The organism is Paracidovorax konjaci (assembly GCF_900112675.1).
Taxonomy (GTDB): domain Bacteria; phylum Pseudomonadota; class Gammaproteobacteria; order Burkholderiales; family Burkholderiaceae_C; genus Paracidovorax; species Paracidovorax konjaci.
In genome coordinates this window covers 140,145-158,283 of sequence record NZ_FOMQ01000004.1, presented here as the reverse complement: position 1 = coordinate 158,283, position 18,139 = coordinate 140,145, and the positions used below count along the sequence as shown (strand labels likewise).

Annotated in this window: 11 protein-coding genes; 4 read left to right on the top strand and 7 right to left on the bottom strand. The window is 65.2% G+C overall.

The features are described from left to right. Window positions 1-39: 39 nt before the first annotated feature. The gene (gene odhB / locus BM144_RS07225) at window positions 40-1,311 is read right to left on the bottom strand and encodes a 2-oxoglutarate dehydrogenase complex dihydrolipoyllysine-residue succinyltransferase (protein ID WP_092950645.1); all 1,272 of its coding nucleotides are present in this window, start codon (window positions 1,309-1,311) and stop codon (window positions 40-42) included. Window positions 1,312-1,379: 68 nt separating this feature from the next. Beyond that, on the bottom strand, window positions 1,380-4,259 hold the full coding sequence (locus tag BM144_RS07220) for a 2-oxoglutarate dehydrogenase E1 component (RefSeq protein WP_092950643.1): 2,880 nt from the start codon (window positions 4,257-4,259) through the stop codon (window positions 1,380-1,382). Window positions 4,260-4,482: 223 nt separating this feature from the next. Here BM144_RS07220 and BM144_RS07215 point away from each other — a divergent pair, with 223 nt between their 5' ends. Together BM144_RS07215 and BM144_RS07210 are read left to right on the top strand one after the other, a co-directional pair. After that, window positions 4,483-5,535, top strand: a complete 1,053-nt coding sequence (locus tag BM144_RS07215) for an AI-2E family transporter (protein WP_092950641.1) — start codon at window positions 4,483-4,485, stop codon at window positions 5,533-5,535. Between the two features lie 85 nt (window positions 5,536-5,620). Next, window positions 5,621-7,867, top strand: coding sequence for a diguanylate cyclase domain-containing protein (locus tag BM144_RS07210; protein WP_092950639.1), 2,247 nt, complete (start codon window positions 5,621-5,623; stop codon window positions 7,865-7,867). A 56-nt stretch (window positions 7,868-7,923) separates the two neighbouring features. Here the strand turns inward: BM144_RS07210 and BM144_RS07205 are convergent, their stop codons facing one another. The 4 genes from BM144_RS07205 to BM144_RS07190 are packed head-to-tail and all read right to left on the bottom strand — an operon-like array spanning window position 7,924 to window position 13,621. Then, window positions 7,924-9,633: an ABC transporter ATP-binding protein gene (locus BM144_RS07205; RefSeq protein WP_092950637.1), complete on the bottom strand. Its 1,710-nt coding sequence runs from the start codon at window positions 9,631-9,633 to the stop codon at window positions 7,924-7,926. Further along, window positions 9,630-10,736: an ABC transporter permease gene (locus tag BM144_RS07200; protein WP_092950635.1), complete on the bottom strand. Its 1,107-nt coding sequence runs from the start codon at window positions 10,734-10,736 to the stop codon at window positions 9,630-9,632. Before BM144_RS07200 ends, BM144_RS07205 begins: the two co-directional genes overlap by 4 nt. 7 nt (window positions 10,737-10,743) lie before the next feature. Beyond that, on the bottom strand, window positions 10,744-11,781 hold the full coding sequence (locus BM144_RS07195) for a microcin C ABC transporter permease YejB (RefSeq protein WP_092950633.1): 1,038 nt from the start codon (window positions 11,779-11,781) through the stop codon (window positions 10,744-10,746). Window positions 11,782-11,788: 7 nt separating this feature from the next. Further along, window positions 11,789-13,621: an extracellular solute-binding protein gene (locus tag BM144_RS07190; RefSeq protein ID WP_092950631.1), complete on the bottom strand. Its 1,833-nt coding sequence runs from the start codon at window positions 13,619-13,621 to the stop codon at window positions 11,789-11,791. Window positions 13,622-13,746: 125 nt separating this feature from the next. Between BM144_RS07190 and fabI the strand changes: the two genes are divergently transcribed. Together fabI and BM144_RS07180 are read left to right on the top strand one after the other, a co-directional pair. Continuing rightward, a complete protein-coding gene (gene fabI / locus BM144_RS07185; RefSeq protein ID WP_092950629.1) occupies window positions 13,747-14,544 on the top strand; it encodes an enoyl-ACP reductase FabI in 798 nt (265 codons plus the stop codon). A gap of 63 nt (window positions 14,545-14,607) precedes the next feature. Then, window positions 14,608-15,480, top strand: a complete 873-nt coding sequence (locus BM144_RS07180; protein WP_353615073.1) for a DNA ligase — start codon at window positions 14,608-14,610, stop codon at window positions 15,478-15,480. 184 nt (window positions 15,481-15,664) lie between these two features. Here the strand turns inward: BM144_RS07180 and BM144_RS07175 are convergent, their stop codons facing one another. Next, window positions 15,665-18,046 carry an arginine/lysine/ornithine decarboxylase gene (locus tag BM144_RS07175; RefSeq protein ID WP_092950627.1) on the bottom strand — a complete coding sequence of 794 codons (2,382 nt, stop codon included), beginning with the start codon at window positions 18,044-18,046 and terminating at the stop codon, window positions 15,665-15,667. Between the last annotated feature and the right edge of the window lie 93 nt (window positions 18,047-18,139).

The window sequence follows — 18,139 nt, the reverse complement described above, 5'->3', positions numbered from 1 at the left end:
CCAGCAGCCGGGCCACGCGGGCGGGTCCGTTCATGGGGGTCAGATGTCGAACAGCAGGCGGGCCGGATCTTCCAGTGCTTCCTTCATCGCCACCAGACCCAGCACGGCTTCCCGGCCGTCAATGATGCGGTGGTCGTAAGACATGGCCAGATAGTTCATCGGACGAACGACGACTTGCCCGTTCTCCACCACGGCACGGTCCTTGGTGGCGTGCACGCCCAGAATGGCCGACTGGGGAGGGTTGATGATGGGGGTGGACAGCATCGAGCCGAAGGTGCCGCCGTTGGAGATCGAGAAGGTACCGCCCGTCATGTCCTCGATGCCAAGCTTGCCTTCCTGGGCTTTCTTGCCGAACTCGGCGATCTTCTTTTCGATGTCGGCAAAGCTCATCTGATCGGCATTGCGCAGGATAGGCACCACGAGGCCCCGCGGCGAACCGACGGCGATGCCGATGTCGAAGTAGCCGTGGTAGACGATGTCATTGCCGTCCACGGAAGCATTCAGCACGGGGAATTTCTTCAGTGCATGCACCGCAGCCTTGACGAAGAAACTCATGAAGCCCAGCTTCGTGCCGTGTTCCTTGGTGAAGCTGTCCTGGAACTTCTTGCGCAGATCCATCACCGGGGCCATGTTCACCTCGTTGAAGGTGGTCAGGATGGCGTTGGTGGACTGCGATTGCAGCAGGCGCTCGGCGATGCGGGCGCGCAGGCGGCTCATAGGCACACGCTGCTCGGGACGGTCACCCAGCTTGGGCGCCGCTGGCGATGCCACCTGGGGCAGCGACTTCGTGGGCACACCGGTGGGAATGGAACTCGGCGCAGCAGACGGCTTGGCGCCGCCAGCCACGGCGGCCAGCACGTCGCCCTTCGTCACACGGCCATCCTTGCCCGTGCCAGCCACCGCCGACACGGAAAGGTTGTTGTCCGCCAACAGCTTGGCGGCAGCCGGCATGGCCACATCGCCCTTGGAGCCACCCGCGGCAGCGGCCGGGGCAACAGCGGCGGGAGCAGGAGCAGGAGCGGATGCCGCGGCGGGCGCCGCCGCAGGGGCAGCAGCCGTGCCTGCCTTGGCCTCCGTATCGATGCGGGCAATGACCTGATCGGCCACCACGGTGGCACCGTCGCCCTGGACGATCTCGGCGAGCACACCTGCAGCCGGTGCGGGAACCTCGAGGACCACCTTGTCGGTTTCGATCTCGATCAGGATCTCATCGATGGAGATGGATTCACCGGCCTTCTTCTTCCAGGAGAGCATCGTGGCTTCAGCCACGGATTCGGACAGTTGGGGGACTTTGACTTCTACGATAGCCATGACGATTCTTTCAGAACTTGTTTTTTCGCTGTGGGTTGCGAGGGTCGCGGGGCGATGCTTCTAAGCCATCACTTGGCAAGGACGAAGCCCTTGAGCTTCCCGAACGCGCCTTCCACCAGAGCCTTCTGCTGCTCTTGGTGCAGGTGCGAATAGCCCACCGCGGGCGATGCCGAGGCGGCACGGCCGGAATAACCCAGCTTCTGCCCTTCGAGCATGTTCTCGTGGATGTAGTGCTGCACGAAGAACCAAGCGCCCTGGTTCTGGGGTTCGTCCTGGCACCACACGATGTCGGTCGCGTTCGCGTACTTCTTCACTTCGGCAGCAAACGCCTTGTGCGGGAACGGGTAGAGCTGTTCGACACGGATGATCGCCACGTCGTCGATGCCCTTCTCCTCGCGCTTCTTCACGAGGTCGTAGTACACCTTGCCGGAGCAGGCGATGATCCGCTTGACCTTCTCGGCCTTCTTGTCGATGGCTTCGTTCTGCTCCGGGATCACCGTCTGGAAGCTGCCCTTGGTGAATTCGGACAGCGGCGACGTGGCGTCCTTGTTCCGCAAGAGGGACTTGGGCGTCATGATGATCAGCGGCTTGCGCAGATGCCGGACCATTTGACGGCGCAGCACGTGGAAGATCTGGCTGGCCGTCGTGGGCTGCACCACCTGCATGTTGGCATCCGCCGACAGCTGCATGAATCGCTCCAGGCGCGCCGAGCTGTGCTCCGGACCCTGGCCTTCGTAGCCGTGCGGCAGCATCAGGGTGATGCCGTTCACACGGCCCCACTTCACCTCACCGGACGCAATGAACTGGTCGATCACGACCTGCGCGCCGTTGGCGAAGTCGCCGAACTGCGCCTCCCAAATCACGAGCGTGTTGGGATCGTTCGAGGCATATCCGTATTCGAAGCCCAACACGGCCTCTTCGGAGAGGATCGAATCGATGACGACGAACGGCGCCTGGTTCTCGCTGGCGTTCTGCAGCGGAACATAGAAGCCCTCGTTCCACTTCTCGCGGTTCTGGTCGTGGATCACGGCATGGCGGTGCGTGAACGTGCCGCGACCGCAATCCTCGCCCGAGAGGCGCACGGGGAAGCCGCTGGCGACGAGCGACGCGAAAGCCATGTGTTCGCCCATGCCCCAGTCCACGTTGACTTCGCCCCGGCCCATGGCCGCGCGGTCGTCATAGACCTTCTTCACGAGCGGGTGCGGCGAGACGCCTTCCGGAATGGTGGTGATGCGCTCAGCCAGACGCTTCCACTCGGTGAGCGGGATGGCCGTGTCGCCGGCGTCGGTCCACTTCTTGCCGAGGAACGGGCTCCAGTCCACCGCGTACTTGCTCTTGAAATTGGTCAGCACCGGATCGACCGTGTGCTTGCCCGCATCCATGGCGGCGCGATAGGCCTTGACCATGTCGTCGCCCAGCGATTCGCCCAGACCCTGCGCAGCGAGCTTGTCGGCATAGAGCCGGCGCGTGCCGGGGTGCTGCCCGATCTTCTTGTACATGAGCGGCTGCGTCAGCGCCGGCGTGTCCTGCTCGTTGTGGCCCAGCTTGCGGTAGCAGATGATGTCGACCACCACGTCCTTCTGGAATTCCATGCGGAATTCGAGGGCCAGCTGGGTTGCCAGCACCACGGCTTCCGGATCGTCGCCGTTCACGTGGAGGACAGGCGATTCGATCATCTTCACCACATCGGTGCAATACAGCGTGGAACGGCTGTCACGCGGATCGGAGGTGGTGAAACCGATCTGGTTGTTGATGACGATGTGCACCGTGCCGCCCGTGGAATAACCACGGGTCTGCGCCAGGGCCAGGGTTTCCTGAATGACACCCTGACCAGCGAACGCGGCATCGCCGTGCACCAGCACCGGCAGCACCTGCTTGCCATGCGGATCGTCGCGGCGGTCCATGCGGGCACGGACCGAACCCTCGACGACAGGGTTCACGATTTCCAGGTGGGAGGGATTGAAAGCCAGGGACAGATGCACCGGCCCACCCGTGGTGGACACATCCGAGCTGAAGCCCTGGTGGTACTTCACGTCGCCGGAAGGAAGATCTTCGGGCGCCGTATGGTCGAACTCCGCGAACAGGTCCTTGGGCATCTTGCCCAAGGTGTTCACAAGGACGTTCAGGCGACCGCGGTGGGCCATGCCGATGACGATTTCCTGCACACCGCGGGCACCGGCCGACTGGATCAGTTCGTCCATGGCGGCGATGAAGCTTTCCCCGCCTTCGAGCGAGAAGCGCTTCTGCCCGACGTATTTCGTGTGCAGAAAGCGTTCGAGTCCTTCGGCGGCAGTCAGGCGATCGAGGATCTGTTTTTTCTTGTCGTTGCCGAAGTTCGGCTTGCTACGAATCTTCTCGAGCTTCTCCTGCCACCAGCGCTTCTGGTTCTGGTCGGAGGCATACATGTACTCGGCACCGATGGTGCCGCAATAGGTTTCGTGCAGCGCGTTGACGAGTTCGCGCAACGGCATCGACTCCTTGCCGAAGAACGTATTGCTGGTGTTGAACACGGTCTCCTGGTCGGCATCGGTGAAGCCGTAGAAGGAGAGTTCCAGCTCGGGGATGGAGGGGCGCTCGGTCCGCTTCAGGGGATCGAGGTCGGCCCAGCGCTGGCCGACATTGCGATAGGCAGAGATGAGCTGCTGGACTGCCGTGCGCTTGCGGCCGAGTTCGGAATCCGCGCCCGTCGCCACCACCACCTGGGTGCCGCCCTGCTTCGCGCGCTCGGCGAAAGCGTTGATGACGGGTTGGTGGGGAACGTCCCGGGAATTGGAGCCGTCCACGGCCGGCACGTGCTGCAGCGCGTCGAAATATTCGCGCCACGTGTCGGGCACGCTGCCCGGATTGACGAGGTAGCTCTCGTACATCTCTTCGACATAGGGGGCATTGCCACCGAAGAGATAGGTGTTGCCTTGGTAGGCTTGATAGACGGACGTCGTATCGCTCATTCCGCTGACCTCCGCTTCCCTGAGGGAAGCATTAGCTGGTTGGTAAACCTTCCGCGACACGGCTGAACCGGTTGGCGGATGCGACTGTGGCTGGGGAAGGGCCTTAATCTTGCGGCCACGATTGTGCCATCGAACACCTGCCGACGCCCACACGATCACAAAGCCCCGGAGATATGCCTTGCGCGTCGCGTACATTTCGGCAACACAGCCCCACTGCCGAGTCATGAAGTCAGCCCTATTGCAAAACCGCACTTTCATCGCCCTGCTGATCGCCGTCAGCCTGGCTTTTCTCGCGATCCTCTGGCCCTTTCACGGGGCGGTGTTCTGGGGGATCGTGCTCGCGATCCTCTTCGCGCCGCTCCACCGGAGGTTGCTCAACCGCATGCCACGCCGCCACAACCTGGCGGCGCTGTGCACCCTGGGGCTGTGCCTGGTGGTCGTGATACTCCCCCTGACCCTCATCACCATCTCGCTGGTGCAGGAAGGCAGCCTCGTGTACGAGCGCATGCGGTCCGGGCAACTGAACTTTGCGGCCTATGTCCAGCAGATCATGCAGGCCTTGCCCTCCTGGGCCCTGCAGGTACTGGAACGCCTGAACCTGACCACGGCGGCGGAACTCCAGGAGCGGCTGTCGTCCGTGACGGTTCAGGCCACGCAGTTCGTCGCCAGCAAGGCCATCGATTTCGGCCAGAACACGCTGCAGTTCCTGGTGAGCTTCGGGATCATGCTGTACCTGCTGTTCTTCCTGCTGCGCGACGGCGCTGCACTGGCGGTGCGGATCCGGGAGGCCACGCCGCTCGACGAGGGGCACAAGCGCCAGCTCGCCATCAAATTCACGACGGTCATCCGCGCCACGGTCAAAGGCAATATCGCGGTGGCTGCGGTGCAGGGCGCCCTGGGTGGACTGGCGTTCTGGTTCCTCGGCATCCAGGGCCCCGTTCTCTGGGGTGTGCTCATGGCCTTTCTGTCGCTGCTGCCCGCCGTCGGCGCAGGGCTCATCTGGGCGCCTGTGGCGGTGTATTTCCTGGCGACGGGCGCCATCTGGCAAGGAGTCACGCTGACGATTTTCGGTATCGGTGTGATCGGCCTGGTGGACAACGTGCTGCGCCCCGTGCTGGTGGGCAAGGACACGAAGATGCCCGACTACATCGTGCTGATTTCCACCCTGGGCGGGATGGCCCTTTTCGGGCTGACGGGCTTCGTGATCGGGCCGGTCATCGCAGCGCTGTTCATCGCCACCTGGGACCTTTTCTCCCCGCCCAACCACACCCGATGAAGGTGCCTGGACGAGCAACGGAAGACCCCCACAAGACATTCAGCCCTCTCGGGGCGAGCTTACCCACACGCCGCTGCATCCGTCCATGCGTCTGCATCCCCACCGCCGCCTGATCCTGCTGGCCATTGCACTGTCGGTGGGCATCGGCGCCCTCTTCGCCCGCACCATCCTCAGCATCCGCGACGATGAGTGGCACTACGCCCAGGATGCCAACGCCGCCTTTGCCCGCACGCTCGAGCAGAACATCGGACGGACGCTCGATGGCTTCGATCACTCCTTGGCCGGAGTGGTGGATATCCTGGCCCGGCCGGACCTGCACACCCTGCCTGAAGACATGCAGCGGGCGATGCTCTTCGACCACTCGCTGCGGACACGCGGGCTCGGCGCTGTCGCCATCCTCGACCCGGGAGGCAACCTGCTGATCAGCTCCACAGGCAAGATCCCCAACGCACCCAATCTGGCAGACCGGGATTATTTTCGGGTCCACACCCGGGAGAAAGCCTACGGGGTCTATATCGGCACCCCGATCCGTGGCCGGGTTTCGGGCGAATACAGCCTGGCGATGAGCCGGGCCTACTACCGCGACGACGGCAGTTTTGCGGGAGTGGTGGTGGGCACCGTGCGGCTCAGCTATTTCAAGGAGCTGTTCGAATCCCTCGGCCTGGGGCCCCAAAGCCTGGCGGAGATCGTCCGCACGGATGGCATGGCCATCGCGCGGTTCCCCTTTCGCACCGAAGACAGCGGGCAGTCGGTGGAGCCGAGCCATCTGGCTCGCTTTGGCAACCTCCGGGAGGGGCACTTCACCGAAACGGCGGCAGACTCGCGCGACGGCGTGGCCCGCCTGCATGCCTTCCGGCGCGTGGGCGACTATCCGCTGGTGGTGGCGGTAGCGCAGTCCGTCGACAGCATCCTGTCGAAGTGGCGGCAGAGCGCACTGGTGCTCGGGTCGTTTGCTGCGCTGCTCATGGTCGCCTGCGTGGGGCTGGCCGTGCTGTTTGCACGGGAACTCGCGCGCCGGCAAGCGATAGCGGGCCAGTTGCACCAGGCCCAGCACGACATGCGCACCATCCTCGACAACCTACCATCGCTCGTGGGCTATTGGGACCGGCATCTGCGCAATCGCTTCGCCAACCAGGCGTACCTCGACTGGCTCGGGCTGTCCCAGGAGCAGATCCGCGACAAGCCCATCCAGGAGGCCCTGGACGCCGATACCTACGCTTTCGCGCGGCCCCACCTGGAACGGGCCCTCCAAGGGCGCAAACAGGTCTTCGAGCGCACAGTCCAGCTCTCCTCGGGGGAATTCAGGCATACGCTGGTCTCGTACATTCCCGACCATGACGGCACCGGAACGCAAGGCATCTTCGTCCAGATCGACGACCTCACGGAACGCAAGCGCATGGAGGACCTGCTCTTCGAAGAAAAGGAACTTGTCCGCCTCACGCTGCAATCGATCGGCGACGCCGTGCTATGCACCGACGCCACCGGACACGTCACCTACATCAACCCCGTGGCGGAAAAAATGACGGGCTGGCAGGCCTTCCACGCTGCAGGCCGCGACATCGACGAAGTGGCGCCCCTCGCCACGTCCGCGGGAACACCGGCATCGCACCCCGCCCACAGCGCACTGGCGGGTGCCGCCACCAAGCCGACCGAACGCGGACTGGTGCTGCAGTGCCGGGATGGCCGGCGCATCGACGTCGAGAACAGCGTGAGCTCCATCACCGATCGGCACGGCCAGATCACAGGCACCGTGATGGTCCTGCGCGACGTGACCGAAGCCATGGCCCTGGCGCGGCGCATGGCCCACCTCGCGCAACACGACATGCTGACGGACCTGCCCAACCGCGTGCTGCTCCAGGATCGCGCGCAGCAGGCCATCGCCCATGCGCGCCGCGACGGCCATGGCCTGGCCCTGATGTACATCGATCTCGACGGCTTCAAGCAGATCAACGACACCCTCGGGCACGATGCGGGAGATCTGCTCCTGGTGCAGGTGGCCAGGCGCTTCAGCAGCTGCGTTCGCCGCTCGGACACGGTGTGCCGTCAGGGCGGTGATGAATTCATCGTTCTCTTGCCGATCGTGGAGCATGCCGAACAGGCCTGCCTCGTGTCGAAAAAGATCATGGCCGCCTGCGAGGCGCCCTTCGACCTGCTGGGCGAGTCGAAGCAGATCTTCCTGAGCGGCGGCATTGCCCTCTTCCCACAGCACGGAGAGAGCTTCGAAGAGCTGGCAAGAAGCGCGGACGTCGCCCTGTACACGGCCAAGCGTGCGGGCAGAAAACAGTTCCGGCTCTATGCGGGAACGGACCAGGAGCCCATCGCCGTGGAGTGACGGGCACTCCCAGCCACCCGCAGCCCCGGCGCAGCGCGGCCCCGCGCACCGGCGGTTCAGCGGGTAGCGGGATCCGCGCCCGCCTCCGCCGCGGCAACCAGCGCCTGGGTATAGGCATGGCGCGGCGCATCGAGCACCCGCGCCATCGGGCCGGCCTCAACGATGGCCCCATCCTTCATGACCAGCACTTCATGCGCCATGGCCCGGATCACCGCCACATCGTGGGTGATGAGCAGGTAGCTGAGGCCGCGTTCCTTCTGCAGCCGCTGCAGCAAGGCCAGCACCTGCTGCTGGATCGTCACGTCCAGCGCGCTGGTGGGTTCATCCAGCACCAGCAGGCGGGGCTCCAGAATGAGTGCGCGCGCAATCGCGATGCGCTGGCGCTGGCCGCCCGAGAACTCATGCGGATACCGGGCCAGCAGACCAGGGAACTGCGCTTCGACCAGGCCCACGTCGGCCAGTGCCGCTTCCACGCGGGACCGGCGCCCGGCCAGCCCGCCTTCGGGCGCGTGGACACGCAGCCCCTCGCCCACGATCTCTTCGACCGTGAGCCGGGGAGAGAGCGATGAGAAAGGATCCTGGAACACCACCTGCACACTGCGGCGCAGGGCCTGGTTTTCGGCGCTGTTGCGCTGCGCCGGCAATTGCCAACGCTGACCCGCGACCTTCAGCTCGCCGCTGAACGGCAGCAGGCCCAGCAGCGCCTGGGCCAGGGTGGATTTGCCCGACCCGGATTCGCCCACCACCCCGAGCGTGCGGCCGGACGGGATCGCCAGATCGGCGCCCTGCACGGCCACGAACTCGCCCCGGCGGAACCAGCCGCGCAGACCGGGCAACGGAGTGGAATACGCCACGCGCAGCCCCTGAGCTTCCGCGGCTGGCGGGGTGGCGCCGGGAGTGTCCTCCTGCTTCTCCTCGATCACATCGCGCCGCGGGACACTTCCCAGCAGCCGCCGGGTATACGCATGGGACGGCGCGGCGAACACATCGGCCACCGCACCCTGCTCCACCAACACACCCCGCTCCATGACCGCGATCCGGTCGGCGAACCGGCGCACCAGGTGCAGGTCGTGGGTGATGAGCAGCACGGCCATGCCGGTCTGCCGCTGCAGGTCCGACAGCAGTTCCAGGATCTGGCCGCGCAGCGTCACATCCAGCGCCGTCGTGGGCTCGTCGGCCAGCAGCAGGCGCGGACGGCTCGCCAACGCCATGGCGATCATCGCGCGCTGGCGCTGTCCTCCCGAGAGCTGGTGCGGATAGGACTTCGCGCGCCGGGCCGGCTCGGGAATGCCGGTGCCCGCCAGCAGCTCCACGGCCTGCGCAGCGCTCTGCGTCCGCGTGAGACCCTGCTTGAACTGCAGCACCTCGGCGATCTGCTCACCCACGGACATCAACGGGTTCAGGGCGGTCATCGGCTCCTGGAACACCATCGCGATGTCGCCGCCTCGGACGCCGCGCATCTCGCGTTCCGTCAGGCCCAGCAGATCGCGCGGCGGGTCGGTGCCCTCGCCCTGCAGCAGCGCCTGCCCCGATACTTCTGCATCGCCCGCCAGGCCCAGCAGCGAAAGCGCGGAGATGGTCTTGCCGGAGCCCGATTCGCCCACCAGGGCCAGCTTCTCGCCAGCACGGATGTCGAAGTCGACCCCATGCACCACGGCCTTGCCGCCGAAACGCACGCACAGCCCGCGCACCTCGAGCAACGGCGGCGGATTGGGACCCGCCCCGACCGCACCGGAGAACTGCGATGGCAGAGGCCGGCCCGTCATCGGTCGGCCTTTCTTGGATCGAGCGCATCCCTCAGCGCATCGCCCATGAAAGTGAGCAGCAGCAGCGTGGTCACCAGCACGCCGAAGGTGAAGATCGAAATCCACCACGCATCGATATTGTTCTTGCCCTGGTTCAGCAGCTCGCCCAGCGAGGGCGTTCCCGGCGGCACACCCAGGCCCAGGAAATCGAGCGAAGCCAGCGCGAGGATCGCGGCGCTCATGCGAAACGGCAGGAAGGTGACCACCGGCGTCATGCTGTTGGGCAGGATATGGCGCCAGATGATCTGCCCATTGGGCACGCCGAGGGCTCTCGCCGCCTTCACGTAGTCGAGCTGGCGGTTGCGCAGGAACTCGGCGCGTACATAGTCCGACAGCCCCATCCAGCCGAACAGCGAAAGAAGAACCAGCAGCAGCCCCACGCTGGGTGCGAACACGGCCGAGAAGATGATGAGCAGATACAGCTCCGGCATCGAGCCCCAGATCTCGATGAACCGCTGGAAGGCCAGGTCGGTACGGCCGCCGAAGAAACCCTGGATCGCACCCGTTGCGACCCCAAGCAGCACCCCGACGGCCGTGAGCGCGAAGCCGAAAAGCACGCTCACGCGGAATCCGTAGATGAGCTGCGCCAGCAGGTCTCTGCCGCGGTCGTCCGTGCCCAGCCAGTTGTCGGCGGTCGGCCCCGATGGATTCGGCGCCTTTGCGAAATAATTCAGCGTGTGGGGGCCGTAAGGGTTCAACGTGTAGAGGGCCCAGTTGCCACCGGCGCCAAGCCGCTCGCGCACGAATGGGTCGAGGTAGTCGGCAGGGGTCTCAAAGTCGCCGCCGAAGGTCTTCTCGGAATAGTCGTGCAACATCGGCAGGTAGAACCGCCCTTCGTACCGCACCAGGAGCGGGCGATCGTTGCTGACCAGTTCCGCCCCCAGGCTCAGTACCACCAGTACGCAGAACGCGATGAGGCTCCAGTAGCCCAGGCGGTTGCGCTTGAACCGCTGCCACGCGCGCCGCCCGGGCGGCAGCGACCGCGCCGTTGCCGACTTGGCTGCACCAGTGTCCGGCGAAGCGGCGCCGATCGGCCCCGACAGGGAACGGCCATCGGCCGCCATGGGAAGGTCAGTCGAACTTGACACGCGGGTCCACCCAGACATAGCAGAGATCGCTCACGAGCTTGGTCACGAGCCCGATCAGCGTGAAGAGATAGAGGGTCCCGAGCACGACCGGATAGTCGCGCCGGATCACGCTCTCGTAGCTCAGCAGCCCCAGGCCATCGAGCGAGAACAGTGTCTCGATCAGCAGCGACCCGGTGAAGAACGCGCCGATGAATGCCGCCGGAAACCCGGTGATGATGGGAATCAGCGCATTGCGAAACACGTGCTTCCAGAGCACCTGCCGTTCAGAAAGGCCCTTGGCGCGCGCCGTCAGGACATATTGCTTGCGGATTTCCTCCAGGAAGGCGTTCTTGGTGAGCATCGCGGTCACCGCGAAGCTGCCGACCACCATCGCGGTCACCGGCAGCGTGATGTGCCAGAGGTAGTCCACGATGCGCGCGCCCCAGGACATTTCGTCCCAGTTCGCAGAGGTCAGCCCGCGCAGCGGGAACCACTGCAGTTGCCCGCCGAAGACGACCAGCAAGGCCACCCCCAGCACGAAACCCGGAATGGCATAGCCCACGAGCACGATCAGCGTCGTCACGAAATCGAAGCGCGAGCCCGCCCGTACCGCCTTGGCCACCCCGAGCGGCACGGCCACCAGGTAGCTGATGAAGAAGGTCCAGAGCCCCAGGCTGATGGAGACGGGCAGCTTCTCTTTCACCAGTTGCCAGACCTCCTTGTTCTGGAAGAAGCTGCGACCCAGATCGAACCGAGCGAACTGCCCCAGCATGTGCAGAAAGCGCTCGTGCGCAGGCTTGTCGAAACCGTAGAGCGATTTGATCTGCTCCAGCCGCTTCGGGTCCACGCCCTGGGCACCGCGGTATGCCAACCCACCGCTTTCCGCCCCGCCGCCGCGCCCGCCCAGTCCGGCCTTGGCCTCGGCCAGGTATTGCTCCACCGGCCCGCCGGGGACGAACTGGATCACGACGAAGGTGAGCAGGAGCACGCCCAGCAGGGTGGGCAGCATCAGCAGCACGCGCTTGAGGAGGTATGAAAACATGCGGCTTTCAGGGCGTGACGGGGCCGGGTCGGGTTTGCGGCGGCATGCGCGCCCACCAGGTATCGATAGCCCAGGCCTCCCCTGTGGAGTAAGGGGGCAGCACCTCGGGCCGCTGCAGCCGCCAGGCGTTGTAGACCATGCGGTGCGAGCCCGCCGTCCACTGTGGGATCAGGTAATGCTCGTGCGCGACGATGCGCTCGAGCGCGTGGCAGGCCGGCAGGAGCGCGTCCAGACTCTTGGCCGAGACCATCGCGCGGATCATCGCATCCACCGCGGGATTCTTCACCCCCGGGTAATTTCCGGAGTCCTCGGTGTCCGCCGCCTGCGACCCGAACATGTCGGCAAACTCCTGGCCCGGATTGTCCGACCCCTGGTAGGCGATCGTGGTGATGTCGAAATCGAATTTCTGCAATCGCTGCTGGTAGAGCGCGAAGTCCACCATGCGGAACTGCAGGCGGATGCCCAGCTTCTCGAGATTGCGCATCCAGGACGACAACGTGCGCACGCCGCCCTCACTGCTGTCCAGGTACTCCAGCACCAGGGGCTGGCCCTTGGCATTGCGCAGGGCGCCGTCGCGCACCTCCCAGCCTGCATCCCGCAGCAGTGCCTGCGCACGGCGCAGGTTGTCGCGCAGGGTGGTCGGCCCATCGGTCCGGGGAGGCACCGCCATCGGCCCGAACGCCGCGGAGGGAATACTCTTGCGCCACGGCTCCATGAGGGCGATCTCCTCGGCGGAAGGCGAACCCCGAGTCTCGCACCGCGTGTTGCCGAAGAGCCCGTTCACGCGCTGGTAACCGCCATAGAAAAGTTGCCGGCTCATCCACTCGAAGTCGAAGGCCAGCCCGAGCGCTTCGCGCACACGGGCGTCCTGCAGCACCGGCCGCCGGGTGTTGAGCACAAAACTCTGGAAGCCCGACGGCTGCTTGTGCGCGAAGTCGCCCTTCACCAGCTCGCCGGAATCGAACTTGCGCCCGTTGACCCGGCGGGCCCAGTCGCCCGCACTGAAGAAGCGCATGAGATCGAACTCGCCGGCTTTCAGGGCTTCCAGCCGGGCCGTGTTGTCCTTGTAGATCTTCACCTGGATGCGGTCGAAGTTCGACGTGCCCTTGCGCACGTTCAAATCGCGCGCCCAGTACTGCGGGTCGCGGACGTAGGTGATGTCCTTACCGAAGCGCACGGGGCCGATGCGGTAGGGGCCGCTGCCGATGGGCGTGTCCATCACCACCTGGTCGAACGGCTTGGCGCGCCCGTTCTCCACGCCCCAATCGCGGCTGAAGACCGGCAGCCCGCCCACGGTCAGCGGCAGCTCGCGGTTGGGGTGCTTGAACCGGTAGCGCACCGTGCGGTCGTCCAGCACATCGATACCCGCCACGTCGAAGAGCAGCGTCTTGTACGCAGGCGTGGCATGCGGGCCCATCAAGGTATCGAAGCTGTGCTTCACGTCCTGGGCCAGCACCGGCTTGCCGTTGTGGAACCGCGCCTCGCTGCGCAGGCGGAACGTGACCGAGAGGCCATCGGGAGCCACGTCCACATCCTGCGCCAGCAGGCCGTACCCCACGCCCGTCTCGTCGAGCGAGCCGGCCAGCAGCGAATCGAACATCAGGGCCGACAGGTAGGCCGGCGCGTTGCCCTTGATCGTGAACGGGTTGTATTTGTCGAAGGTCGATACGCGCAGGTTGCTCACCAGCCGCAACTCGCCCCCCTTCGGAGCCTGTGGATTCACATACGCGAAATGGTCGAAGCCGACCGGCATGCGGGGCTCGCCCCACATCGCATAGGCATGCGCTCCCCACGCGGGCAGCGTGCTTCCCCAAAGCAGCAAGATCGGCCATAGACGCATGCGACAATTCTGCACTACGGTCGCCGTGCCCAGCCGCTCGGCATGGAAACCGCCCGTATCTGCGGCGCCTTCCGCGCACCGCCTCCCCGCACTCTCATCGACCGCCTTTCCCCAGGAGAAGAACAATGGGTTTTCTGACCGGCAAGAAGCTGCTCATCACCGGCGTGCTGTCCAACCGTTCCATCGCCTACGGCATCGCCAAGGCCTGCCGCGCACAGGGCGCCGAGCTGGCGTTCAGCTATGTCGGCGAACGCTTCAAGGACCGCATCACCGACTTCGCCGCCGAATTCGATTCCACGCTGGTCTTCGATTGCGACGTCGCCAGCGATGAGCAGATCGAGCGCATGTTCGCCGACCTCTCGAAAACCTGGCCGCGCTTCGACGGCTTCGTGCACAGCATCGGCTTCGCGCCGCGCGAGGCCATCGCGGGCGACTTCCTCGAAGGCCTGTCGCGCGAGTCGTTCCGCATTGCGCACGACATCAGCGCCTACAGCTTCCCCGCCATGGCGAAGGCCGCCCTGCCCTATCTGAACGATCGGGCAGCCGTGCTCACCCTGAGCTACCTCGGCGCGCTGCGCACGGTGCCCAACTACAACACCATGGGCCTGGCCAAGGCGAGCCTCGAAGCCAGCGTGCGCTACCTGGCCGAATCGCTGGGCCCCAAGGGCATGCGCGCCAACGGCATCAGCGCCGGGCCCATCAAGACCCTGGCCGCCAGCGGCATCAAGGATTTCGGCAAGCTGCTGGGCGTGGTGGCCGGTGCCTCGCCGCTGCGCCGCAACGTGACCATCGAGGACGTGGGCAATGCCGCCGCCTTCCTGATGTCCGATCTCGCCAGCGGCGTCACCGCCGAGATCATGTACGTGGACGGCGGCTTCAGCCAGACCGGCGGCATCAGCCGGGACAGCGCAGATCTTTCCTGAACGTTTTCGCCTCCATGCCGCCGGATTCATTCAATAGTTTGCTATAAATTTAATAGCGATCGCATGGATTCGCGCAGGCGCTTCATGGCAGGGCTGCTGGCCACGGCCTCAGCCATTGCCATCGCGGACGCCAGGGCCGCAACGCCCAGCGACCGGGCGCCGGCCCTCCTGCTGGCCAATGTGTACCGCCCCGGGCTGGTGCTGGCCGACTACTGGGTCAGCGAGAAGTACGACGGCGTGCGGGGCTACTGGGACGGGGAGCGGCTGCGCACACGCGGCGGCGAGACCGTGGCCGCGCCGGCCTGGTTCACGCAGAACTGGCCTCGAACGCCCATGGACGGCGAACTCTGGGCCGGCCGCGGGCATTTCTCCCGGGCGCAGTCCACGGTCCGCCAGCAGGCGCCCTCGGACCCGGCATGGCAAGGGATGCGGTTCATGGTGTTCGATCTGCCGGCGCACACGGGCACCTTCGATGAAAGGCTGCCGGCCTTGCAGGCGCTCGTGTCCGGGATCGGGCAGACCTGGGTGGTGGCCGTGCCCCAGCGGAGGGTCGCCGACCCGGCCCAACTGAATGCCCTGCTCCAGCGCACCGTGCGCGGCGGCGGAGAAGGCCTGATGCTGCACCGGGGCGCATCGCTCTACCGCGCAGGCCGCAGCGATGACCTGGTCAAACTGAAGACCCAAGACGATGCCGAGGCGCGCGTCGTCGCGCACGTCCCAGGCCAGGGCCGGCAGGCCGGCCGCCTGGGCGCGCTGCTGGTCGAGACGCCACAGGGGCGCCGCTTCAGGCTCGGCACCGGTTTCTCCGGTGCCGACCGCGCGCAGCCGCCGCCGATTGGCAGTTGGGTGACCTACCGCTTCCGGGGCACACACGAGGGCGGGCTGCCCCGCTTCGCAAGCTTTCTGCGAGTGCGCGAGGACATGCCCGCCTCCTGACCGCACCGGTCAATGCCAGGAAACTGGCGCGCGCACCCGGGCCCCTGCCAAAGGACATTCAAACCCCGGTGCATAGCCACCCGCCGCAGGCCCCCGGCCGTGCGGTATGGAGGGAGCCCGACTTCTATATGCAGCGGTGCGAGTGCCCTGGTGGGGGCGCTGCGCGAGCCTCTCGTCTCCGGACTCAGATCTTGCGCCCGAACGGCCCGTCGCTGCCCACCTGCACGATGTCCTCGGCCACCGGCGCATCCTTGCGGCCACCGCGCCGGCCGGGCTTGGGTTGCTCGGCAGGGGTCACGCAGTCCGCGTAGTAGCGCACATGCCCGTTGTCGTCCTCGATCTCCACCAGACCATGGATGTCGGTCTCGAAACCCGGGCAGAGCTTGGAGAACTCACGTGAGAACTTGAGGTAATCGACGATCTTCTTGTTGAACACCTCGCCCGGAATCAACAGCGGAATGCCGGGCGGGTAAGGCGTGATAAGGCTGGTGGTGATGCGGCCTTCGAGGTGGTCGATCTCCACGCGCTCGGTCTTGCGGTGCGCAATGTGCGCGAATGCGTCGCTGGGCTTCATCGCCGGCGTCAGGTCCGACAGGTACATCTCGGTGGTGAGCCGCGCAATGTCGTACTTGGCATAGAGCTGGTGGACGTGCTGGCACAGGTCCTTCAGTCCCATGCGCTCGTAGCGCTTGTGCTGCTGGCAGAACTCCGGAAGGATGCGCCACATGGGCTGGTTCTTCTCGTAATCGTCCTTGAACTGCTGCAGCGCCGCCAGCAGCGTGTTCCAGCGGCCCTTGGTGATGCCGATGGTGAACATGATGAAGAAGCTGTAGAGGCCGGTCTTCTCCACCACCACGCCGTGCTCGGCGAGGTATTTGGTCACGATGGAAGCCGGGATGCCGGTCTTGTCGAACTTGCCGTCCAGGTTCAGGCCCGGCGTGACGATGGTCGACTTGATCGGATCCAGCATGTTGAAGCCATCAGCCAGCGGGCCGAAACCGTGCCACTTGCTGGGGCTCTTCTTGCCCTTGCCGTCACTGCGGATGATCCAGTCCTCGGCGCGGCCCAGGCCCTCGTCCACGAGCTTGTCCGGCCCCCACACCTTGAACCACCAGTCGTCCTTGCCGAACTCTTCCTCCACCTTGCGCATCGCGCGGCGGAAGTCCAGGGCTTCGAGCAGGCTTTCCTCCACCAGCGCCGTGCCGCCGGGCGGCTCCATCATCGCAGCGGCCACATCGCAGCTGGCGATGATGCTGTACTGCGGCGACGTCGAGGTGTGCATCAGGTACGCCTCGTTGAACAGCGGGCGATCGAGCTTCACAGTCTGCGAGTCCTGCACCAGCACGTGGCTGGCCTGGCTGATGCCGGCCAGCAGCTTGTGGATGGACTGCGTGGCATACACCACCGAGTGCTTGGGCCGCGCGCGCTTCTTGCCCATGGCGTGGTAGCTGCCATAGAACGGATGGAACGCGGCATGGGGCAGCCAGGCTTCGTCGAAATGCAGGTTGTCCACATAGCCGTCCATCATCGACTTGATGGTCTCGGTGTTGTAGAGCACGCCGTCGTAGGTGGACTGCGTGATCGTGAGCACACGCGGCTTCACGGTGGCGGCATCCACGCCCTTCAGCAGCGGGTTGGCGCGGATCTTCGTCTCGATGGCATCGCGCTCGAACTCGCTCTTCGGAATCGGTCCGATGATGCCGAAGTGGTTGCGCGTGGGCTTCAGGAAGACAGGAATGGCCCCCGTCATGATGATCGAGTGCAGGATCGACTTGTGGCAGTTGCGGTCCACCACCACCACGTCGCCCGGCGCCACCGTGTGGTGCCACACCATCTTGTTCGACGTACTGGTGCCATTGGTCACGAAGAAGCAATGGTCGGCATTGAAGATGCGCGCCGCGTTGCGCTCGCTCTCGCCGATCGCGCCGTTGTGGTCCAGCAGCTGGCCCAGCTCCTCCACGGCATTGCACACGTCCGCGCGCAGCATGTTTTCACCGAAGAACTGGTGGAACATCTGGCCCACGGGGCTCTTCAGGAAAGCGACGCCGCCCGAGTGGCCCGGGCAATGCCAGGAATAGGAACCGTCCTCGGCATAGTCCAGCAGCGCCTTGAAGAAAGGCGGCTGCACGCTCTCCAAGTAGCTCTTGGCTTCGCGGATGATGTGCTTGGCCACGAACTCCGGCGTGTCCTCGAACATGTGGATGAAGCCGTGCAACTCGCGCAGGATGTCGTTGGGCAGGTGGCGCGCCGTCTTGGTCTCGCCATGCACATAGATCGGCACATCGGCATTCTTGCGCCGCACCTCGGCGATGAAGTTGCGCAGGCTCAGCACGATCGGATCCAGGCCGGAGCCCAGCGTGAACTCCTCGTCGTCGATCGACAGGATGAAGGCGCTGGCCCGGCTCTGCTGTTGCGCGAACTGCGACAGATCGCCGTAACTCGTCACGCCGAGCACCTCGAAGCCTTCGGCCTCGATGGCCTGCGCCAGGGCCCGGATGCCCAGGCCCGACGTGTTCTCGGAACGGTAGTCCTCGTCGATGATGACGATGGGAAAGCGGAATTTCATGCACAGCCTCCGAGCAAGCGGGCCCAAAAAACGAAACAGGCGCGAAGTGTAAGGAATAACGATGTCATCCCTTTGAAGACGCTGGCATTTGAC